The organism is Rhodococcus sp. 1R11, assembly GCF_004563845.1.
Classification (GTDB): Bacteria; Actinomycetota; Actinomycetes; order Mycobacteriales; family Mycobacteriaceae; genus Rhodococcoides.
In genome coordinates this window covers 107,904-133,959 of record NZ_SPNG01000001.1, presented here as the reverse complement: position 1 = coordinate 133,959, position 26,056 = coordinate 107,904, and the positions used below count along the sequence as shown (strand labels likewise).

Sequence of the window (26,056 nt, the reverse complement as noted above, 5' to 3'; positions counted from 1 at the left end):
CGGTAGCTGTGAGTCCCCGTAGATGTGAGCGCCCGCGGATGACGAGACGGTTCGCGATGGTCGCGGGGGCCACAGCTGTGCTGATGGCCGGTTGTGGCGGCGGCGAGGACGACACCGTATCGCCGCCGCAGGACAAGGCGCCGTCCACCGCGGCGTACGAGCCCGGCCCGTTCTTCGGCGAATGCGGATCGATCACCGATGCCGAGGTGCAGGCCGCGTTCGGTGCCGGACCGTTTGCCCAAGTCACCCGTAACTCCGTCGGCTGCCAGTGGGAAACCGTGGCCATCAGCGGTCCCAGCGTCAGCTTCTCCTGGTACCGCGGCAGCCCGATCGGCCGAGAACGCGCCGGTTCCGAACTGATCGGCCGTCCGGCCAAGGACATCGCCATCGACGGCAACCCCGGATTCGAGGCCGAACAGGGCCCGTTGTGCGAGATCGGTGTGCAATTCGGCGACGACTTCTTCCATTGGTCGGTCACCTACTCCGAGCAGATCCCGGCCCGTCCTCCGTGCGACGTCGGGAACGAGCTGGCGAAGCTGACCGTGGAGCGTAAGCAATGAGATCTCGAGCAAGTACGACGAGACGGGTTTTCGCCGCAGCAGCGACCCTGCTGCTCGCGGCCGGTTGCTCGCAGACGGTCGAGGGCACGGCCAAGCCCCAGTCCTATGCCGGCTCGGGCAACCAAGAATTCACCAAGTTGTTGACCGAGTGCGATGCCGTCTCCGACGACCAGATCGCCGATGCCGCCGGAGCCGACGAGATCGCTCGCGGCTTCTTCGGAGCGATCTGCCGATGGGATCTGATCGGTTCCGCGGGCATCGTGAAGGTGACGTTCAACTGGTTCGAGTCCGGCACCTTGGCCGCCGAGCGGGCGGCCGACGAGAAGATGACGTACACCGTCAGCGACACAACAGTGCAGGGCCGCAAGGCAATACAGGCTCAACGCCCGAACGACCCGGACTCGTGCGGAGTGTCGGCCGGAGCGGACCAGGCGGGCATCTTCGGGTGGTGGGTGCAGTACCGTCCGGGCGTCGCACACCCCGATCCCTGCCAGGCGGCGGCGAAGCTGGCAGACCTCACACTCAACCTGAGCAGATAGGTTGCGTATCAGAGCGAAGGGTGTTTTGACCCGAGGCCGCGCCGCCGGGTATCGTTATGGGTCGTGTCCGGCCTGGCCGGACCGTTTGTGTGCCTATGCGAGGTACAGCCGTGCGCACGTTCGTCTCGAGAGCGCGCAACCGGCTGGACGTGTGGGGGTATGCGACACACCCGACCGCGGGGTGCAAGAGACCCGCGGAGACGTCATGGGTGAGGAGCAGTGTTCTCTTGCTCCAACTGCTAGATCCCTGTTTATCGACACGAAGAAAGCCGGTTTATGCCAACGATCAACCAGCTGGTCCGTAAGGGTCGCACCGACAAGGTCGCGAAACTGAAGACCGCTGCCCTCAAGGGCAGTCCCCAGCGCCGTGGTGTGTGCACTCGCGTGTACACCACCACCCCCAAGAAGCCGAACTCCGCTCTCCGTAAGGTCGCGCGTGTTCGCCTGACCACCTCGGTAGAGGTCACCGCATACATCCCCGGTGAGGGTCACAACCTGCAGGAGCACTCGATGGTGCTCGTTCGCGGCGGTCGTGTGAAGGACCTCCCGGGTGTGCGTTACAAGATCATCCGCGGCTCGCTCGACACCCAGGGTGTCAAGAACCGCAAGCAGGCTCGCAGCCGCTACGGAGCCAAGAAGGAGAAGAGCTGATATGCCACGCAAGGGCCCAGCACCCAAGCGGCCGCTGATCAACGACCCGGTCTACGGATCGCCGTTGGTCACGCAGCTCGTCAACAAGATCCTTCTCGACGGCAAGAAGTCGACCGCAGAGCGCATCGTCTACCAGGCGCTCGAGCAGGCTCGCGAGAAGACCGGCACCGACCCCGTCGTCACGCTCAAGCGTGCACTCGACAACGTCAAGCCGGCCCTCGAGGTTCGCAGCCGACGCGTCGGCGGTGCCACCTACCAGGTGCCCGTCGAGGTTCGTCCCGGCCGCTCCACCACGCTGGCACTGCGCTGGCTGGTCACGTTCTCGCGCGCTCGTCGTGAGAAGACCATGGTCGAGCGTCTGGCGAACGAGTTGCTCGACGCCAGCAACGGCCTCGGTGCCGCTGTGAAGCGCCGCGAAGACACTCACAAGATGGCCGAAGCCAACAAGGCGTTCGCCCACTACCGCTGGTGATCTCCTCGCTCGGGCGGCACTCGGAACTTTCCGGTGTCGCCGGAGCGTTGATCAGCTCAGGCAATACCTCTTCCAACACCAAGGCGGGTTAACTCGTGGCACAGGACGTGCTGACCGACCTCAACAAGGTCCGCAACATCGGCATCATGGCCCACATCGATGCCGGCAAGACCACCACTACCGAACGCATCCTCTTCTACACCGGTATCTCCTACAAGATCGGTGAAGTTCACGATGGCGCAGCCACCATGGACTGGATGGAGCAGGAGCAGGAGCGTGGCATCACGATCACCTCTGCTGCCACGACGTGCTTCTGGAACGACAACCAGATCAACATCATCGACACCCCCGGTCACGTCGACTTCACCGTCGAGGTGGAGCGTTCGCTCCGCGTCCTCGACGGCGCTGTCGCAGTGTTCGACGGCAAAGAAGGTGTCGAGCCGCAGTCCGAGCAGGTCTGGCGTCAGGCCGACAAGTACGACGTGCCGCGTATCTGCTTCGTCAACAAGATGGACAAGCTCGGCGCGGACTTCTACTACACCGTGCAGACCATCATCGATCGTCTCGGTGCCAAGCCGCTGGTCATCCAGCTGCCCATCGGTGCAGAGAACGAGTTCGAGGGCGTCATCGACCTCGTGCAGATGAAGGCTCTCGTGTGGAGTGGCGAGACCAAGCTCGGCGAGAAGTACGAGATCCAGGAGATCCCGGAAAACCTCAAGGAGCGCGCAGACGAGTACCGCACCATGCTGCTCGAGACCGTGGCCGAGTCCGACGAAGCGCTTCTGGAGAAGCACTTCGGCGGCGAAGAGCTCACGATCGACGAGATCAAGGGCGCCATCCGCAAGATGACGGTCAACAGCGAGCTGTACCCGATCCTGTGTGGATCCGCGTTCAAGAACAAGGGCGTTCAGCCCATGCTCGACGCGGTCATCGACTACCTCCCGTCTCCCCTCGACGTTGCCGAGACCATCGGACACGCCGTCGGCGACGAGGAGAAGGAGATCACTCGCAAGCCGTCCGCAGACGAGCCGTTCGCAGCTCTGGCGTTCAAGATCGCGACGCACCCCTTCTTCGGCAAGCTGACCTACGTCCGGGTGTACTCGGGCAAGGTCGACTCCGGCGCTCAGGTCATCAACTCGACCAAGGGCAAGAAGGAGCGTCTGGGCAAGCTCTTCCAGATGCACTCCAACAAGGAGAACGCGATCGCGACCGCGTCTGCCGGTCACATCTACGCCGTCATCGGCCTCAAGGACACCACGACGGGTGACACGCTCTGCGATCCGCAGAACCAGATCATCCTCGAGTCCATGAGCTTCCCGGACCCGGTCATCCAGGTGTCGATCGAGCCGAAGACCAAGTCCGACCAGGAGAAGCTGGGAACAGCCATCCAGAAGCTCGCCGAAGAGGACCCCACGTTCTCGGTGAAGCTGGACGAGGACACCGGCCAGACCGTCATCGGCGGCATGGGCGAGCTCCACCTCGACATCCTCGTCGACCGTATGCGTCGCGAGTTCAAGGTCGAGGCCAACGTCGGCAAGCCGCAGGTTGCGTACCGCGAGACCATCCGCAAGACGGTCGAGAAGCACGACTACACCCACAAGAAGCAGACCGGTGGCTCCGGCCAGTTCGCGAAGGTCATCATCAAGCTCGAGCCTTTCGAGGGCGAAGACGGCGCGACCTACGAGTTCGAGAACAAGGTCAGCGGTGGTCGTGTGCCCAGGGAGTACATCCCCTCGGTCGACGCAGGTGCACAGGACGCCATGCAGTACGGTGTTCTCGCCGGATACCCGCTGGTCAACGTCAAGGTCACACTGCTCGACGGTGCGTACCACGACGTCGACTCGTCGGAAATGGCCTTCAAGGTCGCCGGCTCACAAGCGTTCAAGGAAGCCGCCCGCAAGGCCAGCCCCGTCATCCTCGAACCCGTCATGGCCGTCGAGGTCATCACGCCCGAGGATTACATGGGTGAGGTCATCGGCGACCTGAACTCCCGCCGTGGTCAGATCCAGGCCATGGAGGAACGCAGCGGTGCCCGTATCGTCAAGGCACTGGTTCCGCTGTCGGAGATGTTCGGCTACATCGGAGACCTTCGGTCGAAGACGCAGGGCCGTGCTAACTACTCCATGGTCTTCGATTCGTACGCAGAAGTTCCCGCGAACGTAGCGAAGGAAATCATCGCGAAGGTCAACGGAGAGTAATTCTCTTCGTTTGCTGGACCACGCTCGACCTGTAATAAGTAACAACACATACGCGTGCTTGCCCCGCAGGGGCACGCACAGATCAGTCCAGGAGGACACACAGTGGCGAAGGCGAAGTTCGATCGGACGAAGCCGCACGTCAACATCGGCACCATCGGTCACGTTGACCACGGTAAGACGACGCTGACGGCTGCAATCACCAAGGTTCTGCACGACAAGTTCCCGGACCTGAACGAGGCATCGGCTTTCGATCAGATCGACAAGGCTCCGGAGGAGAAGGCTCGTGGTATCACGATCAACATCTCCCACGTCGAGTACCAGACCGAGAAGCGCCACTACGCGCACGTCGATGCACCGGGTCACGCCGACTACATCAAGAACATGATCACCGGCGCGGCTCAGATGGACGGCGCAATCCTGGTCGTGGCAGCTACCGACGGCCCGATGCCGCAGACCCGCGAGCACGTGCTGCTCGCTCGCCAGGTCGGCGTGCCGTACATCCTGGTCGCACTGAACAAGGCCGACATGGTCGACGACGACGAGATCATCGAGCTCGTCGAGATGGAGGTCCGCGAGCTCCTCGCTTCGCAGGAGTTCGACGAGGACGCACCGGTCATCAAGGTCTCCGCACTCAAGGCACTCGAGGGTGACGAGAAGTGGGGCGAGTCGGTTCTGGAGCTCATGCAGGCCGTCGACGATTCGGTTCCGGACCCCGTCCGTGAGACCGACAAGCCGTTCCTCATGCCCGTCGAGGACGTCTTCACCATCACCGGTCGTGGCACCGTGGTCACCGGACGTATCGAGCGCGGCTCGGTCAACGTCAACGAAGAGGTCGAGATCGTCGGCATCCGCCCCGGCTCGACCAAGACCACCGTCACCGGCATCGAAATGTTCCGCAAGCTGCTCGACTCGGGTCAGGCAGGCGACAACGTCGGCCTCCTCGTTCGTGGCATCAAGCGCGAAGACGTCGAGCGTGGACAGGTCATCATCAAGCCCGGCACCACGACTCCCCACACGGAGTTCGAGGGCAACGCTTACATCCTCTCGAAGGACGAGGGCGGCCGCCACACGCCGTTCTTCAACAACTACCGCCCGCAGTTCTACTTCCGTACCACGGACGTTACGGGCGTCGTGACCCTTCCCGAGGGCACCGAGATGGTCATGCCCGGTGACAACACCGAGATGTCCGTCACGCTGATCCAGCCGGTCGCCATGGACGTCGGCCTGCGTTTCGCAATCCGTGAGGGCGGTCGTACCGTCGGAGCCGGTCGCGTCACGAAGATCATCAAGTGATCTAGCTTCACCCAGCTCTACGACAGCGGCACCCACCTTCTGGTGGGTGCCGCTTTTGCGTGTGCACGCGACCTCCTCAATGTGCGGCCTCCCTTGTGTGGCCCTCCCGTTGGACGGCCCTCCCGTCGGGATCAATGTGGGTTTCAGTCGCTCAGACTGCAACAAAGTCGCATTGATCCGGCGGGTAGAGGGGAGTACACGACCGAAAAATGGGACGCATCGGGCGCGGCTGTCCCGTAACGTCGCTGCGGTGCTACTGACCGTGACTGCAAATGCCACAACCGATTTCCCGGACGCCTCCGATATCGGGTATTTGTTGCACAAGCACCCCGATCGCGTACAGACTCGCAACCTGCCCATGGGCCAGACCACGGTGTTGTATCCCGAGGTCTCAGCAGAGCGGACAACCCTTGCAGTACTGCTCGACGCCACAGACGGCAAGAGTCCTGCCGTATCCGGGCTTGCCGTGGCGTTGTCTCGCCTGTTCAAGCAGACGCTGGCAGGCGTCTGCACCACGAAGCCCGAGTTGGTCTCTGCGGCAATCGATCTGAGCGTCACGATGCCGGCCGCGCCGTCGCGCGGTGCAACAGATCTTGCGCCTCGGCTGTTCGGTCCCCTCGGTTGGAATGTCGAGACCACCCCGATCCCACTGGATTCGACGCAGCCGAACTGGGGCGACTCCGAATACGTGGATCTTGTACTCACCGGTACCTTTACTCTGTCGGCTGCGCTGCGGCACCTGTACGTACTGCTGCCAGTGCTCGACGACACCAAGCACTATTGGGTCGGTGAGGACGAGGCGGACAAACTCGTTCGCGCAGCAGGGGATTGGCTCGGTGATCACCCGGAGTCGTCGTTGATCGCCTCCCGGTATCTGGCGCACCGTCGGGAGCTCGTCGAGTCCGCACTGGATCGTCTGGTCCCCGATGCCCCCGAAGAGGTTGTCATCCCACGGGATCCGACGTTGGCCGAGCAACGAGTACATGCGGTGCTGGCTGCACTCGATGCTGCCGGTGCGAAGTCGGTCATCGACATGGGGTGCGGCGAGGGCCGTCTGTTGCGTGAGTTGCTTGCGCACAACTCAATCGAGCGGATACTCGGCGCAGACGTGAGTGATCGTGCGCTGGCCAAGGCGCAGCGCAGACTGCGCCTCGACGAGATGTCGGATCGGCAGCGTGGACGCATCGAACTACTCCAGTCGTCGGCGACCTATCGCGACGTGCGTTTGCAGGGATTCGACGCCATGGTTCTGATGGAGGTCATCGAACACATCGATCTCGAACGCCTTCCGGCGTTGGTGCGCTCGGTATTTCGAGAGGCACGTCCGAGGAAGGTGCTCGTCACCACACCGAACTCGGAATACAACGTGCTGTATCCGGGCCTCCGCGCTGGGACCTTTCGACACGTCGATCACCGTTTCGAGTTCAGCCGCGCCCAATTCGAGCAGTGGGCAACGTCGGTGGCCGACGCACACGCCTACACGGTTCGCTTCGACCGCATCGGACCCTTCGACGACGTGCTCGGTAGCCCTACCCAGATCGCTGTATTCACCAGAGAGGAGCAGTCCCAGTGAGTACCTTCGAGATTCCGGACCTGTCCCTCGTCGTCCTCGTCGGCATCAGTGGATCAGGGAAGTCGTCCTTCGCTGCAGACCGGTTCGGCCCGTACGAAACCGTGTCCAGTGATGCCTGTCGAGGGATGGTCAGCAACGATCCCAACCTGCAGAGCGCCACCAAGGATGCGTTCGCCCTCCTCGAGTTCCTGGTCGCGACCAGGCTGCGGGCCGGTCTGCTCACCGTCGTCGACGCAACCAACGTGCAACCGGCGGCTCGCAAGGCCCTGATCGCATTGGCTCGTGAGCACGATGTCCTTCCGGTTGCCGTCGTGCTCGACGTGCCGGAACCGGTCTGTGCACAGCGCAACGCGGAGCGCAGCGACAGGACGTTCGGCCGAGATGTGCTGCGCCGCCAGCAGTCCCAGTTGCAGCGCTCGATGCGAGGGCTGTCCAAAGAAGGCTTTCGCTCGGTCCATGTCCTCGACGGCGTCGACGCGGTGGCGTCGGCGACGTTCGTTCGTACCCCGCTGCGGAGCGATCGACGGCAGCTTTCCGGGCCTTTCGATGTCGTCGGCGACATTCACGGATGTCTGTCGGAGCTCGAAAGCCTGCTCACGACAATGGGTTACATACTCGAGCGCAACGCAGACGGTAAGGCAGTCGGTGCAACGCCTCCGGAGGGTCGAACTGCGGTGTTCGTCGGGGACTACGTCGACCGTGGGCCGGATTCGGTCGGAGTTCTGCGGCTCGTGATGGGGATGGTGGCAGAGGGTTCAGCACTGGCAGTTCCGGGCAACCACGAGAACAAGCTCGTCAAGGCGCTGCGCGGGCGGAAGGTTACTGCCTCACACGGTTTGGCCGAGACACTCGAGCAGCTCGACGGCGAGACCGACGAGTTCCGCCGCGAGGTGCTCGAATTCTGTGATGGTCTCGTCGCCCACCTGGTGCTCGACGGGGGGAAACTCGTCGTTGCGCACGCGGGGTTGATCGAGAAGTACCAGAACCGGGCGTCGGGCCGAGTACGCAGTTTCGCCCTGTACGGCGACACCACCGGAGAGACCGACGAATTCGGCCTGCCGGTGCGGTATCCGTGGGCTCAGGACTATCGCGGGTCGGCGACGGTGCTGTACGGACACACGCCGGTGCCGGAGGTGTCGTGGGAGAACAACACTGCGTGTCTGGACACGGGGTGCGTCTTCGGCGGCAAGTTGACGGCGCTGCGGTATCCGGAGCGTGAGGTCGTCTCGGTGCCGGCGGAGCAGGTCTGGTACGAGCCGACCCGGCCGCTGGGCGGGTTCGTTCGGGAGTCGTCCTCGCTGGACCTGTCGGACGTCATCGGACCGACCGGAGTGGAGACTGCGCTGCGGGGGCGTGTGTCGATTCGGCCGGAGAATGCCGCGGGCGCATTGGAAGTGATGAGCCGATTCGCCTTGGCTCCGCAGTGGCTGCACTACCTTCCGCCGACCATGGCACCGAGTCGTACCTCGGAGCGAGAGGGTTATCTCGAGTACCCGACGGAGGCATTCGACGCCTATCGCGCACTCGGTGCGTCGACGGTGATCTGCGAGGAGAAGCACATGGGCTCGCGGGTGGTCGTCGTGGTGTGCCGCGACGCCGACACTGCTCGCGCGAAGTTCGACGCTCCCGACGGTGTCCTCGGCACCGCGTACACGCGGACCGGTCGGCCGGTGTTCGACGAGACCGTGACCGGGGTGCTGATCGCTGGGGTGGCCGACGCTCTGGAGAGGGCCGGCGTGTGGGACGAATTGTCCTCGCACTGGCTGGTTCTCGACTGCGAACTGATGCCGTGGTCTGCCAAGGCGGAGGGCCTGATCAAGTCCGAGTACGCGGCACCTGCTGCCGTGTCCCGGGCGAATCTCGAAGCCGAGGAGTCGGTGCTCGCTCGGGCGGCCTCGCGCGGCCTGGCTGTGTCCGAACTGCAGGAACGGAACGTGAGTCGGCAGCGCAACCTCGCCGAGTTCACTGCTGCGTATCGGCGGTACAGCTGGCCGACGGATGGACTGGCAGGCGTCAGCCTCGCCCCGTTCCAGCTGTTGGCCTCCGACGCCGGCACGTATGCGGACCGCCCGCACGAATGGCACCTTGCACTGGCCGATCGACTGGTGGCCACTGCGCCGAAGCTGTTCACGACGACGCGTCGAATCGAGGTCGATCTGTCGTCGTCGGATTCGGTTGCGGCAGGGGAGAGATGGTGGGAGGAGTTGACGGCACAGGGCGGTGAGGGCATGGTCGTCAAACCGGCGGCCAACATGCCGCGCGGAAAGATGCAGCCCGGCATGAAGGTTCGTGGCCGGGAGTACCTGCGGCTGATCTACGGTGCGGATTACACCGACCCGAATCGACTCACTGCACTGCGTAACCGAAACGTGGGACACAAGCAGTCGATGGCTCTGCGCGAATACGCGTTGGGAATGGAGGCACTGGACAGATCGATCCGCGGTGAGCCGCTCTTTTCCATCCACCAGGCCGTGTTCGCGGTACTGGCACTGGAATCGGAGCCGGTGGACCCGCGGCTGTAGGTGCCTGCGGCAGTGGTGTGGCTATGCGCCATCTGGGGCACATATCCACACCACTGCGGCGAAGCCGCACTCAGGCCTGCGGCGACGAAAACGGAGTGATTCCGGCACCGATGGGTGCTGCGATTGCGGCGGTCACCGCTATGGATGCCCAGAAGGTGGTCGAGTCCAGCATCACGCCTCCGGCAAGTCCGCAGACCGCGACGACGATGCCGCATCCGATCAGCAGTGCTGATCCGACAGCGGCGTGGAGCAGGCCGATTCGATCGGGGGTACGACGGGCGTTGAGCCCGATCACCGTCCCGGTCGTCGCGAACACCAGGGGGACGTAGAAGTAGAGGGAACTGGCACCGAGTTTCGAGGCGAAGGCGACAATCACCAGTACCGCTCCGAATGCCACCGGGACAGAGAGGGGCATTCCGCCGGACCATCGCTCGAATCTGCTACGCGTCGATGCCGTCATGGAGCCACCGTAACGTGACGTCAGGTCCGTTTGTCGATGTGCAGTTGGACGCGTGTCGCCACATCTGCGCCGCCCAGGGACCGTGCCACGAACGCAGCGCGCGACTCGGCTTCGGCGGTGAAGCCGACGACGTCGAAATCGGCTGCAGCGTAGACCGATACGGTGATGGTGGGCATGCCTCGGTCGTCGATGGCAGTTCCCCTGGCCCGTCCGACACCAGGGAACTGCGCCAACTCCGCGGCCACGCCCGACGCGATCGCACTCAGGTCCACATGCGCCGAGAAGTGTGGCTCCTCGATGACGCTCGCCGTTCCGGTCGTGCGTGGTGAGAAGTTGCCGACCAACAACACCAGCGCCGCGACGACGGCCACCGCAACGACGATTGCCAGTGTCGGTACCCACCAACCCTGCTGCGGCAGTTCGGCGATACGAGCACGCTCGAAGCGAGAGAGCGTCTCCCGTGCCCACGGAACGTCGTAGTGCCAGGCGAGCGCGAAGCCTCCACCGTTGAGGAGACTGGCCCCCGCGATGACGGCAACGAGTCGATCCGCGCCGGCGACAAAGGTTTTCACTACGACACCCGTGTCGGTTGCGACACCGAGTGCTGCATCGTCAGACGCCGTCCACCCGCGGCCACGGACAGTACCGGACCGAGGGCAGCGCGCACGGCAGCGTCGGCACTGTCCAGAGAAACAGCTCGGTCGCGCTCCACCCGGACCTCGATCTTCTTGCGTGTGACGACCGTATGCGCGTCCACGACTCCGCGGGTGGACTGTGCTGCAGCACTGCACAATCGAGCGATGTCCGTCGGTGTGGCCCAGACGGTGGGTGTCGGGCCGCCCAATCCCGAATGAGTTCTCGTCCGCGGTTTCACGCCCGCGTAGACGAACAGTGCACCGACGACGAGCGATCCGACGGCGGAAGCGATCATCCAACCCTGCCAGTGCAGTTGCGAAACCCACTGCACGGCATCGGCAATCCATGGACTGCCGTCCAGATGCCCCTGAGCGACGAAGAATTCGCGACCGGCCACGAACGCAACGGCGAGGAGGGCGAACCCGAACACCAGGGCCACCGGCATCGCTGCGGGGCCGGCCGTGGGTGGTCGGGGCGAAACTACCGCAGCAGCACCAACATCATCGGCAGCAACATCGTGTGCGGGACCGCGCGTCGAACGATCCAGCGTGGTGTCCGACACCAGCACGTTCACCCGATGCACGTGCACGCCGGTCATCGTCGCCAGTGCGGCCTCGACGGTGCGGTGAACCGACTCGGTCACGTCGGTGATCTGCGAGGGCCAGCGCACTCCGATGTAGAGGTTGACCGAGACGGTGTCTTCTCCGAGGGTGACGTCGGCTCGGGGAAGTTCGCGACCGGTCAGTCGCGACATGCCGCCGGTGGTGCGGGTGACCCGAGAGTCCTTCGATGCCGCCGCGATGGCTGTTCTCGACAGCGCACGGTGTTTGATCTTCAGACTTCCGCGCAGCTCGTCACGGGCACTGTGGTGTTGCACTCCACAACTGTAGTGACGCGGTGCACCTCGCCCGGATCGGCGGCGCAATTCTTCCTGGCATACTGCGGTTGTGTCGGAAATCGTTCGGGTGACCACGTCGGATATTGCCTCGGCCGAGGCGTTGCTGGAGCCGGTCATGCGCCGGACGCCGGTGGTCGCGTCACGAATTCTGTCCGATCTGACCGGTCACGAGGTGCGCCTCAAATGCGAGAACCTGCAGCGCACCGGATCGTTCAAGCCGCGCGGGGCGTACAACCGCATCGCCCGCCTCGACGCCGACCAGCGTGCCAGAGGCGTGGTGGCGGCCAGCGCAGGCAACCATGCTCAAGGTGTGGCGTGGGCCGCGTCGCAGGTGGGGATCACCTCGACGGTGTTCATGCCGGTCGGAGTGTCGCTGCCCAAACTCGTCGCCACCAAGGCGTACGGCGCGACGGTTCATCTGGTGGGCAATACCGTCGACGAGGCTCTGACGTCGGCACGAGAATTCGCCGACGGCACCGGTGCCACGCTCATCCACCCGTTCGATCATCTCGATATCGTGGCCGGGCAGGCAACGCTCGGAACCGAACTGCTGCAGCAGATGCCGGACGTCGGCACCATCGTGATCCCCACCGGCGGCGGGGGACTGTTGGCGGGTGTCGCCGCAGCGGTGAAGCTGACGAAACCGGACGTCAGGGTTATCGGCGTTCAGGCCGAGGGCGCGGCCGCGTGGCCGGCGTCGTTGAAGGCGGGCCACCCGATCGCGTTGACGTCGATGTCGACGATGGCCGACGGCATCGCCGTGGGTCTCCCCGGTTCGGTGCCGTTCGATCATGTGCAGGGCTGGGTCGACGACGTCGTCACCGTCAGTGAGGACGCGCTGTCCCGCGCTTTGGTGCTGTGCATCGAGCGAGCGAAGCTCATCGTCGAACCGGCGGGTGCCGCCGCGGTGGCAGCGCTCATGACGCACTCGGCGGAGGAACTGGGCCTGACGGGGTCGGTGTGCGCGGTGTTGTCCGGCGGGAACATCGATCCGCTGCTGCTCACTCATGTCATCACCCATGGGCTTCGGGCGGGCGGGCGTTATCTGGCCGTGCGGGTGACGATTTCGGACAAGCCGGGCGGGCTCACCGGCGTCCTGGGCGTCGTGCGCGACGCCGGTGCGAGTGTCGTCGACGTCGTGCATTCCCGCACCGGCGGACGTCTGGGCCTCGAGGAAGTCGATGTCATGTTGACCGTCGAGACACGCGGGCCCGATCACCGCGGCACGGTGCTCGATGCGCTGGGCGCAGCGGGATATGCAGTGCAGGTCGAGAACTGACGGCCGGGTTCACACAGGTCGCACTGGTACCTTGATCAGCGACCTGGACCAGGACATCGGTGGGAGAAGTTTGCATGGCACGGCTCGTCGCGATCGTTTCGGCACTGGTGGGAATCCTGCTGACGATCTCGATACCGCTGTTGCCGATCGAACAACAGCAGTCGTCGTTGACCTGGCCGCAGAGCGACACCGTCGGCAATGTCGAGGCTCCGCTGGTCGGCTACACCCCGATCAGCGTCGACGCGACCGTTCCGTGTGCAGCCGCGGCCGGTCTCTCCGACGGCGGCCTGTTGCTGTCCACCTCGCCCAAGGGATCGCCCGACGCCTATCGCTACGGTCTCGTCGCTGAGGTGACCGGCGGCGAGGACTCGCAACTGAAGGTGACGCTGCGCGATTCGGTCCTGCTCGAGAAGCCGGTCTCGGAACTGAGCCCATCGACTGCGGGCGACTGCTCGTTGACGATCACCTCGAACGGCACCGCGACCACTGTCGGATTGTCCGGTGACGACACCGTCTCCCGCGACGGCGACGTGCGGCCCCAGCTGGTCGGAGTGTTCAGCGATCTGCAGGGCAACGTTCCCGGTCTGCAGCTGCAGGCCGAGCTGGACAGTAGGTTTTCTTCCACGCCCAGTGCGCTCAAGTGGTTCGCGATGATCGTCGGAGTGCTCGCCACGGGAATCTCGCTGGTGGCTTTGCACCGCCTCGATCTGTCCGACGGCCGTCGCGCCCGACGATTCCTGCCGCGGCGCTGGTGGAGTTTCGGGCCGGCCGACGCGGTGGTGATCGGGACGCTGCTGGTGTGGCACGTGATCGGCGCGAACACCTCCGACGACGGTTACCAACTCGGCATGGCACGCACGGCCGACCACGCCGGGTACATGGCCAACTACTTCCGCTACTTCGGGGTGCCCGAAACACCGTTCGGCACACCGCTGTACGACATGTTCACTCTGCTCTCGCACGTCTCGACGGCCAGTGTGTGGATGCGGATTCCGACGTTGATCTGCGGCGTCGTCGTCTGGCTCGTCCTCAGTCGTGAGGTGATCCCGCGGTTCGGTGCCGCTGCTCGCGCGTCGAAGACTGCGCTGTGGACCGGCGGGCTGGTGATGCTCGCGTTCTGGTTGCCGTACAACAACGGTCTGCGGCCGGAGCCGTTCGTGGCTCTTGGCGTGTTGTTGACGTGGTGTTCGGTGGAGCGGTCCATCGCGACGCGTCGACTGCTGCCTGCGGCGGCGGCGATTCTGATCGCCGCGTTGACGGTCACGTGCGCGCCGTCGGGCTTCATCTGTTTCGCGCCACTGATTGCCGGTGCCCGGCCGGTGATTCAGATCGTCGTCGCCCGCGCCCGCGCGTTCGGCAATACAGCATGGGGTGCACTGACACTGCTTGCGCCGTTGATCGCGTCGGGCACGGTGGTACTCGTCTTCGCGTTCGGGAATCAGACCGTGGCCGGCATGCTCGAGATGCAGCGGGTGCACACTGCGGCCGGGCCGAGCCAGGCGTGGTTCGAGGAGTACCTGCGCTACCAATGGCTGATGAACATGGACATCGACGGCTCGCTCGCGCGCCGATTCGGGGTGTTCGTCATGGTCGTCTCGCTCATCGCGGTGGTCATCGCGATGCTGCGCAAGGGCGGCAAGATTCCCGGCACGGCCACCGGACCCGCCCGTCGCATCGTCGGCATCACCGTCGGGGCCATGGCGTTGATGATGATCACCCCCACCAAGTGGACGCATCACTTCGGCGTGTTCGCCGGGCTCGCGGCCTCGGTTGCGGTGCTCGCGGCCGTGGCAACCGGCGCAGCGGTGCTCCGTTCGCGGCGCAACCGGTTGCTGTTCGCGGCGGCCGTGTCGTTCCTGACGGCGGTCGCCTTCACCGGCACCAACGGCTACTGGTACGTCTCGGCGTGGGGAGTTCCGTTCTGGGACAAGCCGATTCTCGTGGCCGGTCTCGGCATCTCGACGATGTTCCTCGGCCTGACGGTACTGCTGTTGCTCGCCGCAGTGTGGTTTCATCTGCGTGCGCCGTACGTCCGCGTCGACAAGCCCATGGCGCGATGGTGGTCGGTGCCGCCGATCGCCGTAGCTGCAGGTCTGATGGTGCTGCTGGCCGTGGCGTCGATGGCCAAGGGCGCGGTGGCTCAGTGGCCGTCGTACTCGGTCGCGAAATCCAACCTGTCGGCTCTGGCCGGCAACACGTGCGGACTCGCGAACGACGTGCTGCTCGAGACGAACCCCAATGCCGATGTGCTGCAACCGGTCAGCGGCGACGCCTTCGCCGCTCTCGGGGCCGAGAACGACGGTTTCACCCCGGACGGGGTTGCCCGCGACCTCACCGCAGACAAGGAATCCTCGGCATCGGGCACCTCGAACACCGTCGACACCGAGGATCAGCAACAGCCGACGTCGACCACCGGTGCCGGCACCGGCGGCAGTGCGCTCCCATTCGGCCTCGATCCTGCGACCGTGCCGGTACTCGGGTCGTTCGGATCGGACAGTCCGGCCACTCTGACCACCGGCTGGTACGCCCTGCCTGCCGACCCCGGTCAGCTCGTCTCCATCGCCGCGGCCGGACGCATCCGCTCGGTGAACTCCGACGGCATCGTCACCTACGGCCAGAGCCTCGAGCTCGAGTACGGAGTGGACGGCCGGGCGCAGGGGCGGGTGACGCCCATCGACATCGGCCCGACGCCGTCGTGGCGCAACCTGCGGGTGCCGATGGACCTGATTCCCGCCGGCAGCAACATGATTCGACTGGTGCTCAGTGACACCGACCGCGACCCCGACCAGTGGCTTGCCGTCACCCCGCCGCGGGTGCCGCGTACCCAGACGTTGAACGAGGTGGTCGGGCGCGAGAGTCCGGTGCTGCTGGACTGGGAGGTGGGCTTCAACTTCCCGTGTCAGCATCCGTTCGATCACCGACTCGGGGTTGCCGAAGTTCCGCAGTACCGGGTGTTGCCGGACCGCAGCGGTGCCGTCATCACCAACGCCTGGCAGGACCATTTCGGCGGCGGCCCACTCGGATGGATAGATGTCGTTGCCTCGGCCCGCACCATCCCGTCGTACCTGGACGGGGACTGGGATCGCGACTGGGGATCGATCGAGCAGTACACACCGTACGACCGAACGGCTCAGCCGGCGACGATCACAGCAACCGAGGTTCAGCGCTCCGGCCTCTGGACACCGGGTCCGATCAAAACCGGTTAATGTCTACGCGTTCGGAAGTCCTTATACCGACAGTGGAAGAAACGGGGAGAGGGCCATGGCGAACGCTATAGAAGTAGAGAACCTGGTACTTCGGTACGGGAAGAACGTCGCGCTCGACGGGATCGATTTCACGGTCCCCGAGGGCACAGTGCTCGGTGTGCTCGGCCCCAACGGTGCGGGCAAGACGACGGCGGTGCGGATCCTGGCCACTCTGCTGCAGGCTACGTCCGGTTCGGCGCGGGTGTTCGGGCTCGATGTGGCCAAGCAGGCCAACGAGGTTCGGGGAACGATCGGCCTGACCGGCCAGTTCGCGGCTGTGGACGAGTATCTGACCGGGTACGAGAATCTGGAGATGGTCGGCCGACTGTTCGGGCTGCGCAAGGCCGAGGCCAGGAAACGCGCCGACGAGCTGCTCAGCAGATTCGACCTCGAATATGCACGCGACCGCACCGCGAAACAGTACTCCGGAGGTATGCGTCGCCGACTCGACATCGCGGCCAGTCTGATCGGCAGGCCACGGGTGGTGTTCCTCGACGAACCCACCACGGGTCTCGACCCCCGCAGCCGAATCACGATGTGGGAGTTCATCGCAGATCTCGTCCGTGACGGAACGACGATCCTGCTGACGACGCAGTACCTCGAGGAGGCGGACCGGCTCGCCGATTCGATCATCGTGCTCAACAAGGGCAAGATCATCGCGCGCGGCACCGCCGACGAGCTGAAGGCTCAAACGGGCGGCGAGCGAATCGAATTCGTACTCACCGACCGATCTCAGGCCGATCGTGCCAAGGAGATCCTGACCCCGATCGGCGTCGAGCCGCCCACCCTGGACGAACAGGTGGGACGGATCGTCATGCCGGTCAACGGTGGATCGAAGGATCTGTCCACGGCGTTGAGTCAGCTGGAAGCTGCGGGGATCGGGGTGGTCGACGTCGGTCTGCGACGGCCGAACCTCGACGATGTGTTCCTGTCTCTGACCGGTCAGACCACCGGCGAGCCCGAGGCTGCGGAGGAAGAGAAATGAGCAACGTTCTCCTGGATTCGGCGATCATCACCAAGCGAAACCTGATCAAGCTCAAGCGAGTTCCCGATCTGCTGTTCTTCGCCACGCTGTCGCCGATCATGTTCGTGCTGTTGTTCGCCTATGTCTTCGGCAGTGCCATCGACGTACCCGGCATCGACTACAAGAGCTTCCTGATGGGCGGCATTTTCGTCCAGACGATGATTTTCGGTGCGTCCATCACCGGATCCTCACTGGCCGAGGACCTGCAGAAGGGCGTCATGGATCGCTTCCGGTCGCTGCCGATGGCGCGATCTGCCGTGGTCATCGGACGGACGGCGGCCGACGTCGGCAACAACGTCGTCACCATCACGATCATGTCCATCACCGGACTCATCGTGGGCTGGCGCATCACGTCGTCGTTCTTCGACGCTCTGCTCGGCTATGTGCTGTTGCTGCTGTTCGCCTACTCGATTTCGTGGGTGATGGCTCTGGTGGGACTGATCGTGCGCTCCCCGGAGATCTTCAACAACGCGTCGTTCATCGTGATCTTTCCGCTCACGTTCATCGCCAACACTTTCGTGCCGATCGACAATTTCCCGAGCGTGCTCAAGACCATTGCGGAATGGAACCCCATCTCGTCGGTGACCCTGGCCGTGCGTGAGCAGTTCGGCAACACCAATCCGATGGCCCCGCCGCCCGAGGTGTGGCCGTTGCAGAACCCGGTGCTGTACACGTTGATCTGGGTCGTGGTGATGCTCGTGGTGTTCGTGCCGCTGTCGGTCCGCAAGTACCAGAAGACGATGACTGCGTGATACGCACCGCGGCGGCCGTAGCGTGCCTACTGGCCGGCGCGATGGCGCTCGGGGGATGCAGTTCGGAACCGAAACAGAGCGGTCCGGTCCAGACCGAGCGATTCGACTACCAACTCGGCGCGGCGTACGACGCACCCGGCGGTCTCGATACCGTCGTGCGTGATTCCACCGCCGCGCCGCTGTCCGGCGCATCGTCGATCTGCTACGTCAACGGTCTGCAGACTCAGCCCGGTGCCGAGTGGAACCAGGACCTCCTGCTGCGCGATGTGGACGGCGAGCCGGTGATCGATCCGGACTGGCCGGACGAGTTCGTCCTCGACCCGAGTACCGCCGACAAACGAGCGGAGATCGCCGGGGTCATCGGCCCGATCATCGATGCGTGTGCCGCGAGGGGTTTCAGTGGGGTCGAAATCGACAACCTCGACAGCTGGACGAGGTTCCCGGACTCGATCGACGAAGCGTCGGTACTCGCACTGGCGCGCCTGTACGCAGACCGTGCACATGCGTCGGGCATCGAGATCGCGCAAAAGAACGCGCCGGACGGAGCCGGTCGGATCAAGGAGGACGTCGGATTCGATTTCGCCGTCGCCGAGGAATGTCTCGCTTTCGACGAATGTCGCTCGTACACTGCGGCATACGGATCTCGGGTCTACGACATCGAGTACACCGACAACCTCGCGGAGCCGTTCGACCGGCTGTGTGCGCGAGAAGACCGGCCGTCCGTCACGATCCTGCGCGATCGTGGTCTGGTTTCTTCGACGGATCCGGCGTACGTGTACCGGCAGTGCTGAATCGCACAGACGAATGCACCCCCGGCCGCTGAGCGACCGGGGGTGCATCACACCTTCTTCGAGCAGGCTTACGTGTGGTACGGCTCCGCGCTGACGAGCGTGACCTTCATGGTCTTGCCGTTGGGCAGGGTGTACTCGCGGGTGTCGCCGACCTTCGCGTCGATGAGCGATCCACCCAGCGGGGACGCGGGGGAGTACACCTCGAGCTTGCTGTCGCGGGCACCCTCTTCGCGGGTGGCGATCAGGAAGGTCTCGGTGTCGGACTCGTCGCCGTCGTAGTAGACCTTGACGACGGATCCGGGCAGAGCCACGCCCGACTGGGTCGGTGCCTCGCCGACCTTGGCGTTGTTGAGCAGTTCCTGCAGCTGACGAATGCGTGCTTCCTGCTGGCCCTGCTCCTCGCGCGCAGCGTGGTAGCCGCCGTTCTCCTTCAGATCGCCTTCTTCGCGACGCTCGTTGATCTCGGCGGCGATGACGGGGCGATTGGAAATGAGCTGGTCGAGTTCGCTCTTGAGCCTGTCGTGTGATTCCTGGGTAAGCCAGGTCACCTGGGTCTCGGTCATCTCGATCACTCCCTCGTAGTCGGAATCTCGAGTTCGATTCCGGTTTCTAGGCGGTAGGGCACGCAACGAAGAGGGGACTCCAATGGATGGATCCCCTTGGTCGGCCCGCATCCTGGAGCCGTCGACATCGTTGACGCAGGTAACCCTGCCCGCAATGCAGCAATACACGGCACCTGTGCGGCAGCCGTGTACGACCCGAGCTTACCACGAACAGGCTGTTCGCCTATCGGGCTCGTAAATACTCGGGAACATCGAGGCTGCAGCCGTACACGTCTCCGACGGCGGGCGGGGACGACGTCGTCACGTCGGTGGTGAGTTCCACCGTGGTCGACGAGGACTCCGGTGGGATGTACACCTCGCGTCGTCCCGTCTCGGAACCATCGCGAGAACGCGCGCGGACGATGCACACCGCCGGCTGCTCCGGGTTCTCCCGGGTGACGCTGAAACGGATCGACATCGTGCTGTCGTCGACGATGTCGAACGAGAGCTGGCTGCCTTCGATGGGCTTGACCGAGAACTTCGTGTACGCGTAATAGGCCACGCCGAGCCCGACCAGCAGGACCAGTGCCACCAGTGCGATCTTCGTCGCACGTTTCGGAGCTCGCCGAAGGCCGCTGGGACCGGAACCCGACGGGTATCTACCTGCGGGAAGTGCGTTGGTCATGTCAGCTCTCGGAATGAAATCGGGGGTGCCGCTGGGGGCATGTCGGCGTCAGGTGGAACTATAGGGCAGGCAAGAACAAGGCGAATCCGAGGTGAGGAAGAACGTGTCCGGACTGCGGCTCATGGCAGTGCATGCCCATCCCGACGACGAGTCCAGCAAAGGTGCTGCGACCACGGCCCGCTATGCGGCCGAAGGGCACGACGTTCTGGTCGTCACGCTCACCGGCGGCGAGCGAGGGGACATCCTCAATCCGGCGATGGACATTCCGGGCGTCCACGAACGCATCCGGGAGGTCAGACGCGAAGAGATGGCCGAGGCGGCGCGCATCCTCGGGGTACAGCAGACGTGGCTCGGATTCGAGGACTCGGGACTCCCCGAGGGCGATCCGCTGCCGCCGCTGCCCGAGGGCTGTTTCGCGCTGGTGCCGTTGGAGGTGTCCACCGAGGCGTTGGTGAAGGTGGTTCGAGACTTCAAGCCCCACGTCATCACCACGTACGACGAACGCGGCGGCTACCCGCATCCCGATCACATCCGCTGCCACGAGGTCTCGATGGCCGCGTGGGAAGCCGCGGGCGATCCCGAGCGTTTCCCCGATGCGGGTGAGCCGTGGACTCCGCTCAAGCTCTACTACTCGCACGGTTTCCTGCGTAAGCGCATGCAGCTCTTCCACGACTGGTTCATCGATCGCGGCGAGGAAAGCCCGTTCGTCGACTGGCTGAAGCGGTGGGACGGTCAGCGCGACGAGATCATGGAGCGCATCACCACGCAGGTCGACGTGGGCACCTGGTTCGAGCAGCGCGACGACGCACTGCGAGCCCATGCGACGCAGATCGATCCCAACGGAGCGTTCTTCGCGGTGCCGGTGGACGTCCAACGCAAGTTGTGGCCCACCGAGGAGTTCGAGCTCGCCCGCACCCGCGTGACCACGTCACTGCCCGAGACCGACCTGTTCGCGGGAATAGAAGAGACCGAACAATGATCGTGTCGATCCTCGCCCAGCAGCCCACGGGGCCCGAGTTCGGCAAGTCGTCGCCGATCGGTCTGGTGATCCTCGTGGCGTTACTGGTCGGAACGGCGCTGCTGATCTGGTCCATGAACAAGAAGATCAAGCGTCTGCCCGCGACGTTCGAGAAGGAAGATCCCACGCTGGATCAGGCGCTCGACGAGGGCACCGATCGTGGAGGCATCACGCCGAGCCCACAACCGGACACCAGCCGTCCGAAACCCGCTGTTTCCGACGAACCCTGATGCTCGACGCGAACACGCTGGGCGAGTCCACCAGTCCGTATCTACGTCAGCATGCGGACAATCCGGTGCACTGGCAGCAATGGGGACCGCAGGCACTGCAGTCCGCGCGTGATCGCGACGTCCCGATCCTGTTGTCCATCGGGTACTCGGCGTGCCACTGGTGTCATGTCATGGCACACGAATCGTTCGAGGACGAGGCCACCGCGGCCCTGATGAACGAGCACTTCGTGTGCATCAAGGTCGATCGGGAAGAGCGTCCCGATCTCGATGCGGTGTACATGAACGCCACTGTCGCGATGACCGGTCAGGGCGGTTGGCCCATGACCTGCTTCCTCACTCCCGAGACGGAACCGTTCTACTGCGGGACGTACTACCCACCGGCCCCGCGTCAGGGGATGCCCTCTTTCGAGCAGCTACTGACTGCGATCGCCGACACGTGGTCCACCCGCAGACAAGAGGTGTTCGACGCGTCCGCGGCCATCGTCACCGAACTGCGCAAACAGAGTTCCGGTATTCCAGCCGGCGGAAGACCGATGGACGCCGACTTTCTCGCCGCGTCCGTCGCGGCGGTCTGCGCCGACGAGGACACCACCTACGGCGGCTTCGGCCGGGCACCGAAGTTTCCACCGGGTGCGCTGCTCGAGGGTCTGCTCCGGCACTACGAGCGCACCGGCGACGCCGAGGTTCTCGCCGTGGTGCGTCGGACCGCATCGGCGATGGCGCGCGGAGGCATCTACGACCAACTCGCCGGCGGCTTCGCGCGGTACTCGGTCGACGCCGAATGGATCGTCCCGCACTTCGAGAAGATGCTCTACGACAATGCGCTGCTGCTGCGGTTCTACGCGCACGCCGCCAGAATCGACGACGATCCGCTGCTGCGCCGGGTGGCGTCGGATACGGCACGATTCATGCTCGGTGAATTGCGTACGGCCAACGGCTGTTTCGCGTCGGCGCTCGATGCCGACACCGAAGGAGTCGAGGGTCTGACCTACGTGTGGACGCCCGAGCAGCTCGTCGACACCCTCGGTTTCGAGGACGGTGTATGGGCTGCGGGCCTGTTCGCAGTGAATTCCGCCGGCACGTTCGAGGCCGGTATGTCGGTGCTGCAACTGCCCGCCGAGCCCGAGGACTACGACCGTTTCGCCCGCATACGGGACGCGTTGTCGGCGGCTCGAGCGTCGCGGCCGCAACCCGGTCGAGACGACAAGGTGGTCACCGCATGGAACGCGCTGGCCATCACCGCGTTGGCCGAGGCCGGAACCGGATCGAACGAACCGACCTGGGTCGACGCGGCCGTCGAATGCGGCGAGCAACTGTTCGCGACTCATGTCGAATCGGGACGCGTCCGGCGGGCGTCACTCGGTAGTGCGGTGGGTGAGGCCACCGGAGTGCTCGAGGACTACGCCTGCCTCGCCGTGGCCACTGCCACGCTGTTCCAGGCCACCGGCGACGCAGTCTGGACCCAGCGGATGACGACGATCCTCGACGCTGCGATCGAGCACTTCGCCGATCCCGACGATGTCGGCAGCTGGTTCGACACCGCCGACGATGCCGAGACCCTGGTGACCCGGCCGCGGGATCCGATCGACGGCGCGACTCCGTCGGGAGCGTCGACGATGGCCGAGGCGCTGCTCACCGCCGCCGCCCTCGTCGATCACGAGTCGTCTGCACGGTATGCGGAACTGGCCGCCGCGTCGCTCGCTCGGGCGGCGGCCATCCTCGAACGCGCCCCGAGATCGGGTGGGCACTGGCTGGCCGTGGCCGAGGCGGCAGTGCGCGGCCCTATTCAGGTCGCCGTGTCGCTCGCGCCGGGTGGTGAGTTGCTCGCCGCCGCGCGGTCGCTGGCACCCGGGGGTTCCGTGGTGGTCGCAGGCTCAGCCGATTCGTCTGCACTGCTGACGGGCCGACCGCCCGTCGATGGGCAGGAAACGGCGTACGTGTGTCGCGGATTCGTCTGCGACCGCCCTGTGACGTCGGTCGAGGATCTGGCGGTCGCTCTGCGGAAGTGACGTCGCCGACGTGGTGTTCCGAGTCCTTCCGACGCGCCGTCAGAACAGGACGAGCCACACTGCCACGAGGTGGCAGATAGCCGCCAACACCGTTGCTGCGTGGAAGAATTCGTGATGGCCGAATGTCGCGGGCCACGGATTCGGCCACTTGGTGGCGTAGAGGATTGCCCCGACACTGTAGAAGATGCCGCCGACCAGTAACAACAGGAACGGTGCAAAGCCGACGTGCTCGATCAGCGTGGGAGCGACCGGCACGATGGCCCAGCCGAGAACGAGGTACAGCGGTACCCCGACCCAGCGGGGAGCGGTGGGCCACAGCATTTTCAAAGCCACCCCACAGATCGCCCCGATCCACACGACGATCAACAGAGTTCGTCCCGTCGCGGCCGGCAGACCCAGTACGGCGAACGGGGTGTAGCTACCGGCGATGAACAGAAAGATCATCGAGTGGTCGGCGCGCTTCATCCAGATCTGCGACGCTGTGGTCTTCCAGGGCACGCGGTGGTAGGTAGCGCTGACGCCGAACACCCCGCACACGGTGATCGAGTAGATTCCCGTCGCGAGGCCTGCGCTGACCGACACCAGGCTGAACGCCATGGTGACGAGGGTGATCGCGCACACCACCGCGACGCCGAAGGCGTACAGGTGAATCCAGCCACGCATGCGTGGTTTGACGGGTATCTCGTCCAGTCCGAACATCGTCATGAAAGATGACCTCCCGTTCCGCCGTAGTGAACCTACGCAACCGTAGGTTCGGACGCTACTGTACCGGCCGCCCGCTCGAAGACGTCGGCGTAAGGTGATCCTCCGTGGTGATGAGAGCAGCGGTGACGAAGTAGTGGTGATCATTCCGCAGAAGGTGCGCGGCGTTCTCTACAACGTGTACGAGCGGCGTCTGTTGAGTCAGCTCGAGGGTGTACAGCATCCGCGGCACGTCGCGGTGATGTGCGACGGCAACCGGCGGTGGGCGCGGGAGAACGGGTTCACCGACGTCGCGCACGGCCACCGCATGGGGGCTCTCAAGATCGCCGAGATGCTCGGCTGGTGTGATGCTGCCGGAATAGAGATGGCCACCATCTATCTGCTCTCGACCGAGAATCTTCGGCGGGATGCCGACGAGCTCGATTCGCTGCTCGATATCATCACCGACGTCGTCGAGGAGATCTGCGGACCCGAGATGAACTGGGGTGTCAAACTCGTCGGGACACTCGATCTGCTGCCGGCCTCGACGGCCCGCAGACTCAAGGAAGCGGCTGCGCTGACCGAGGGGCGAACAGGGACACACGTCAATGTCGCCGTCGGGTACGGCGGGCGTCAGGAGATCGCCGACGCCGTGCAGTCGTTGGTCACCGAGAAGATCGCCGAGGGCATCACCGGGGACGACCTGGTGGCCTCCATCAACGTCGACGGTATCGACAGTCACCTGTACACCTCGGGCCAGCCCGATCCGGATCTCGTCATCCGCACCTCGGGAGAGCAACGCCTGTCCGGTTTCCTGCTGTGGCAGAGCGCATATTCGGAGATCTGGTTCACCGAGGCCTATTGGCCGGAATTTCGCCGCGTCGACTTCTTGCGAGCCCTGCGTGATTTCGCCGCACGGCACCGCCGGTTCGGTATCTGACGTGCGCGGTACTTCGTAGCCTGCTACGAACTTCCACTCACGACCTGGACCTACAACTTTCGCAGGCGCAGCCGGTTGATCGCATGGTCGTTGTCCTTGCGCAGCACCATGGTTGCTCGCGGACGCGTCGGCAGAATGTTCTCCACCAGGTTCGGCAGGTTGATCGAATGCCACAGATCCTCCGCCGCGATCTGCGCGTGATCGTCGGACAATCCTGCGTAGTGGTGAAAATGCGAGGACGGGTCGGTGAACGAGGTCTTGCGTAGCGCCAGGAAGCGCTTCACGTACCAGCTCTCGATGTCCTCGATCCGAGCGTCGACGTAGATCGAGAAGTCGAACAGATCCGAGACCATCAGCCGAGGTCCGGTCTGGAGTACGTTGAGCCCCTCCACGATCAGGATGTCGGGCTGGCGAACCATGTGGTACTGGCCTTTGACGATGTCGTACGACACGTGCGAATAGACCGGCGCGCCCACCTCTTCGGTTCCGGACTTGACCTCGGTGACGAACCTGAGCAGCTTGCGTCGGTCGTAACTTTCGGGAAAACCCTTGCGGTGCAGGATTCCTCGACGCATGAGCTCGGCCGTCGGATACAGGAATCCGTCGGTGGTGACGAGGTCCACCCGTGGGTGGTGATCCCACCGCGCCAGGAGTGCTTGCAGCACACGGGCAGTGGTGGATTTACCGACCGCGACGCTTCCCGCGACGCCGATGACGAACGGAACCTGTCGATCGGGATGTTTCTCGCCGAGGAACGTGGCCGTCGCCGCGAACAATCGCTGGCGCGCGGCCACCTGGAGATGAATCAGTCGGGCCAGCGGCAGATAGACCTCGGCCACCTCGTCCAGATCGATCTGTTCACCGAGACCGCGCAGGCCGACCAGTTCCTCTTCGGTGAGTACCAGCGGTGTGGATTGACGCAGCGTGCGCCACTGCACACGGTCGAACTCGACGTACGGACTGGACTCGCTCACGCACGCCACCTGAGCATCGGAGCTGCTGAGGGTTCGGCTGTGCTCCTGTCGGGCGCGAGTCGCATGGTTTCAGATTGTGCTCGG

General features: G+C 64.4%; 24 protein-coding genes. 17 read left to right on the top strand and 7 right to left on the bottom strand.

Annotated elements, in window-relative coordinates; genetic code table 11:
• Positions 1–38: 38 nt before the first annotated feature.
• From E4P29_RS00660 to E4P29_RS00625, 8 genes are all read left to right on the top strand, one after another.
• Complete coding sequence (locus E4P29_RS00660; protein ID WP_135041051.1) at positions 39–560, top strand: DUF3558 domain-containing protein; 522 nt, start codon at positions 39–41, stop codon at positions 558–560.
• The gene (locus E4P29_RS00655; RefSeq protein WP_135041049.1) at positions 557–1,099 is read left to right on the top strand and encodes a DUF3558 domain-containing protein; all 543 of its coding nucleotides are present in this window, start codon (positions 557–559) and stop codon (positions 1,097–1,099) included. The genes E4P29_RS00660 and E4P29_RS00655 overlap by 4 nt, the downstream gene beginning before the upstream one ends.
• A gap of 276 nt (positions 1,100–1,375) precedes the next feature.
• The gene (gene rpsL / locus E4P29_RS00650; RefSeq protein WP_027498160.1) at positions 1,376–1,750 is read left to right on the top strand and encodes a 30S ribosomal protein S12; all 375 of its coding nucleotides are present in this window, start codon (positions 1,376–1,378) and stop codon (positions 1,748–1,750) included.
• Between the two features lies 1 nt (position 1,751).
• Positions 1,752–2,222, top strand: coding sequence for a 30S ribosomal protein S7 (gene rpsG, locus E4P29_RS00645; protein WP_003941856.1), 471 nt, complete (start codon positions 1,752–1,754; stop codon positions 2,220–2,222).
• 95 nt (positions 2,223–2,317) lie between these two features.
• Positions 2,318–4,420 (top strand): elongation factor G, encoded by a 2,103-nt coding sequence (fusA, locus tag E4P29_RS00640; protein ID WP_032407315.1) that lies wholly within the window; start codon positions 2,318–2,320, stop codon positions 4,418–4,420.
• A 102-nt stretch (positions 4,421–4,522) separates the two neighbouring features.
• Complete coding sequence (gene tuf, locus E4P29_RS00635; RefSeq protein WP_008714056.1) at positions 4,523–5,713, top strand: elongation factor Tu; 1,191 nt, start codon at positions 4,523–4,525, stop codon at positions 5,711–5,713.
• A 262-nt stretch (positions 5,714–5,975) separates the two neighbouring features.
• Positions 5,976–7,286, top strand: a complete 1,311-nt coding sequence (locus E4P29_RS00630; RefSeq protein ID WP_245154088.1) for a 3' terminal RNA ribose 2'-O-methyltransferase Hen1 — start codon at positions 5,976–5,978, stop codon at positions 7,284–7,286.
• Positions 7,283–9,808: a polynucleotide kinase-phosphatase gene (locus E4P29_RS00625; protein ID WP_135041045.1), complete on the top strand. Its 2,526-nt coding sequence runs from the start codon at positions 7,283–7,285 to the stop codon at positions 9,806–9,808. Before E4P29_RS00630 ends, E4P29_RS00625 begins: the two co-directional genes overlap by 4 nt.
• A 70-nt stretch (positions 9,809–9,878) precedes the next feature.
• Here the strand turns inward: E4P29_RS00625 and E4P29_RS00620 are convergent, their stop codons facing one another.
• Genes E4P29_RS00620 through E4P29_RS00610 form a run of 3 tightly spaced genes read right to left on the bottom strand, consistent with a single transcriptional unit; the run spans position 9,879 to position 11,781 of the window.
• Positions 9,879–10,268 (bottom strand): hypothetical protein, encoded by a 390-nt coding sequence (locus E4P29_RS00620; protein WP_135041043.1) that lies wholly within the window; start codon positions 10,266–10,268, stop codon positions 9,879–9,881.
• Between the two features lie 20 nt (positions 10,269–10,288).
• Positions 10,289–10,840, bottom strand: coding sequence for a hypothetical protein (locus E4P29_RS00615; RefSeq protein ID WP_135041041.1), 552 nt, complete (start codon positions 10,838–10,840; stop codon positions 10,289–10,291).
• A complete protein-coding gene (locus E4P29_RS00610) occupies positions 10,840–11,781 on the bottom strand; it encodes a DUF6286 domain-containing Asp23/Gls24 family envelope stress response protein (RefSeq protein ID WP_167735344.1) in 942 nt (313 codons plus the stop codon). Before E4P29_RS00610 ends, E4P29_RS00615 begins: the two co-directional genes overlap by 1 nt.
• A gap of 136 nt (positions 11,782–11,917) precedes the next feature.
• Between E4P29_RS00610 and ilvA the strand changes: the two genes are divergently transcribed.
• The 5 genes from ilvA (at position 11,918) to E4P29_RS00585 (ending at position 18,893) form a co-directional block, all read left to right on the top strand.
• Positions 11,918–13,081, top strand: a complete 1,164-nt coding sequence (ilvA, locus tag E4P29_RS00605) for a threonine ammonia-lyase (RefSeq protein WP_245154125.1) — start codon at positions 11,918–11,920, stop codon at positions 13,079–13,081.
• Between the two features lie 74 nt (positions 13,082–13,155).
• On the top strand, positions 13,156–16,287 hold the full coding sequence (locus E4P29_RS00600) for an arabinosyltransferase domain-containing protein (RefSeq protein ID WP_135041035.1): 3,132 nt from the start codon (positions 13,156–13,158) through the stop codon (positions 16,285–16,287).
• A 55-nt stretch (positions 16,288–16,342) separates the two neighbouring features.
• A complete protein-coding gene (locus E4P29_RS00595) occupies positions 16,343–17,311 on the top strand; it encodes an ATP-binding cassette domain-containing protein (RefSeq protein WP_135041033.1) in 969 nt (322 codons plus the stop codon).
• The gene (locus E4P29_RS00590) at positions 17,308–18,102 is read left to right on the top strand and encodes an ABC transporter permease (protein ID WP_027498151.1); all 795 of its coding nucleotides are present in this window, start codon (positions 17,308–17,310) and stop codon (positions 18,100–18,102) included. The genes E4P29_RS00595 and E4P29_RS00590 overlap by 4 nt, the downstream gene beginning before the upstream one ends.
• Complete coding sequence (locus tag E4P29_RS00585) at positions 18,099–18,893, top strand: endo alpha-1,4 polygalactosaminidase (protein WP_245154087.1); 795 nt, start codon at positions 18,099–18,101, stop codon at positions 18,891–18,893. Before E4P29_RS00590 ends, E4P29_RS00585 begins: the two co-directional genes overlap by 4 nt.
• Positions 18,894–18,961: 68 nt before the next feature.
• Here the strand turns inward: E4P29_RS00585 and greA are convergent, their stop codons facing one another.
• Positions 18,962–19,456: a transcription elongation factor GreA gene (gene greA / locus E4P29_RS00580; RefSeq protein ID WP_027498150.1), complete on the bottom strand. Its 495-nt coding sequence runs from the start codon at positions 19,454–19,456 to the stop codon at positions 18,962–18,964.
• Positions 19,457–19,679: 223 nt separating this feature from the next.
• Positions 19,680–20,120 carry a DUF4307 domain-containing protein gene (locus E4P29_RS00575; RefSeq protein ID WP_135041031.1) on the bottom strand — a complete coding sequence of 147 codons (441 nt, stop codon included), beginning with the start codon at positions 20,118–20,120 and terminating at the stop codon, positions 19,680–19,682.
• A gap of 103 nt (positions 20,121–20,223) precedes the next feature.
• On the opposite strand from E4P29_RS00575, the gene mca reads away from it, so the two are divergent.
• The 3 genes from mca to E4P29_RS00560 are packed head-to-tail and all read left to right on the top strand — an operon-like array spanning position 20,224 to position 23,377.
• Positions 20,224–21,099: a mycothiol conjugate amidase Mca gene (mca, locus tag E4P29_RS00570; RefSeq protein ID WP_209205282.1), complete on the top strand. Its 876-nt coding sequence runs from the start codon at positions 20,224–20,226 to the stop codon at positions 21,097–21,099.
• Entirely contained in the window at positions 21,096–21,368 is a 273-nt protein-coding gene (locus tag E4P29_RS00565; protein WP_094652111.1) for a hypothetical protein, read from the top strand. The genes mca and E4P29_RS00565 overlap by 4 nt, the downstream gene beginning before the upstream one ends.
• Positions 21,368–23,377, top strand: a complete 2,010-nt coding sequence (locus E4P29_RS00560; protein ID WP_135041029.1) for a thioredoxin domain-containing protein — start codon at positions 21,368–21,370, stop codon at positions 23,375–23,377. The genes E4P29_RS00565 and E4P29_RS00560 overlap by 1 nt, the downstream gene beginning before the upstream one ends.
• 39 nt (positions 23,378–23,416) lie before the next feature.
• On the opposite strand, the gene E4P29_RS00555 is transcribed toward E4P29_RS00560, so the two are convergent.
• On the bottom strand, positions 23,417–24,082 hold the full coding sequence (locus tag E4P29_RS00555) for a hemolysin III family protein (protein WP_135041027.1): 666 nt from the start codon (positions 24,080–24,082) through the stop codon (positions 23,417–23,419).
• Between the two features lie 133 nt (positions 24,083–24,215).
• Between E4P29_RS00555 and E4P29_RS00550 the strand changes: the two genes are divergently transcribed.
• Positions 24,216–24,998, top strand: coding sequence for an isoprenyl transferase (locus E4P29_RS00550; protein WP_135041025.1), 783 nt, complete (start codon positions 24,216–24,218; stop codon positions 24,996–24,998).
• A 50-nt stretch (positions 24,999–25,048) separates the two neighbouring features.
• On the opposite strand, the gene coaA is transcribed toward E4P29_RS00550, so the two are convergent.
• Positions 25,049–25,981 carry a type I pantothenate kinase gene (gene coaA, locus E4P29_RS00545; RefSeq protein WP_027498143.1) on the bottom strand — a complete coding sequence of 311 codons (933 nt, stop codon included), beginning with the start codon at positions 25,979–25,981 and terminating at the stop codon, positions 25,049–25,051.
• Positions 25,982–26,056 lie beyond the last annotated feature (75 nt).

What these genes read in the sequence shown, in the direction of transcription:
- E4P29_RS00660 (WP_135041051.1), top strand. Translation starts at nt 39, where the DNA reads ATGACGAGACGGTTCGCGATGGTCGCGGGGGCCACAGCTGTGCTGATG.
- E4P29_RS00655 (WP_135041049.1), top strand. Translation starts at nt 557, where the DNA reads ATGAGATCTCGAGCAAGTACGACGAGACGGGTTTTCGCCGCAGCAGCG.
- rpsL (WP_027498160.1), top strand. Translation starts at nt 1,376, where the DNA reads ATGCCAACGATCAACCAGCTGGTCCGTAAGGGTCGCACCGACAAGGTC.
- rpsG (WP_003941856.1), top strand. Translation starts at nt 1,752, where the DNA reads ATGCCACGCAAGGGCCCAGCACCCAAGCGGCCGCTGATCAACGACCCG.
- E4P29_RS00620 (WP_135041043.1), bottom strand. Translation starts at nt 10,268, where the DNA reads ATGACGGCATCGACGCGTAGCAGATTCGAGCGATGGTCCGGCGGAATG.
- ilvA (WP_245154125.1), top strand. Translation starts at nt 11,918, where the DNA reads ATGCGCCGGACGCCGGTGGTCGCGTCACGAATTCTGTCCGATCTGACC.
- E4P29_RS00600 (WP_135041035.1), top strand. Translation starts at nt 13,156, where the DNA reads ATGGCACGGCTCGTCGCGATCGTTTCGGCACTGGTGGGAATCCTGCTG.
- E4P29_RS00595 (WP_135041033.1), top strand. Translation starts at nt 16,343, where the DNA reads ATGGCGAACGCTATAGAAGTAGAGAACCTGGTACTTCGGTACGGGAAG.
- E4P29_RS00590 (WP_027498151.1), top strand. Translation starts at nt 17,308, where the DNA reads ATGAGCAACGTTCTCCTGGATTCGGCGATCATCACCAAGCGAAACCTG.
- greA (WP_027498150.1), bottom strand. Translation starts at nt 19,456, where the DNA reads ATGACCGAGACCCAGGTGACCTGGCTTACCCAGGAATCACACGACAGG.
- E4P29_RS00575 (WP_135041031.1), bottom strand. Translation starts at nt 20,120, where the DNA reads ATGACCAACGCACTTCCCGCAGGTAGATACCCGTCGGGTTCCGGTCCC.
- E4P29_RS00565 (WP_094652111.1), top strand. Translation starts at nt 21,096, where the DNA reads ATGATCGTGTCGATCCTCGCCCAGCAGCCCACGGGGCCCGAGTTCGGC.
- E4P29_RS00560 (WP_135041029.1), top strand. Translation starts at nt 21,368, where the DNA reads ATGCTCGACGCGAACACGCTGGGCGAGTCCACCAGTCCGTATCTACGT.
- E4P29_RS00555 (WP_135041027.1), bottom strand. Translation starts at nt 24,082, where the DNA reads ATGACGATGTTCGGACTGGACGAGATACCCGTCAAACCACGCATGCGT.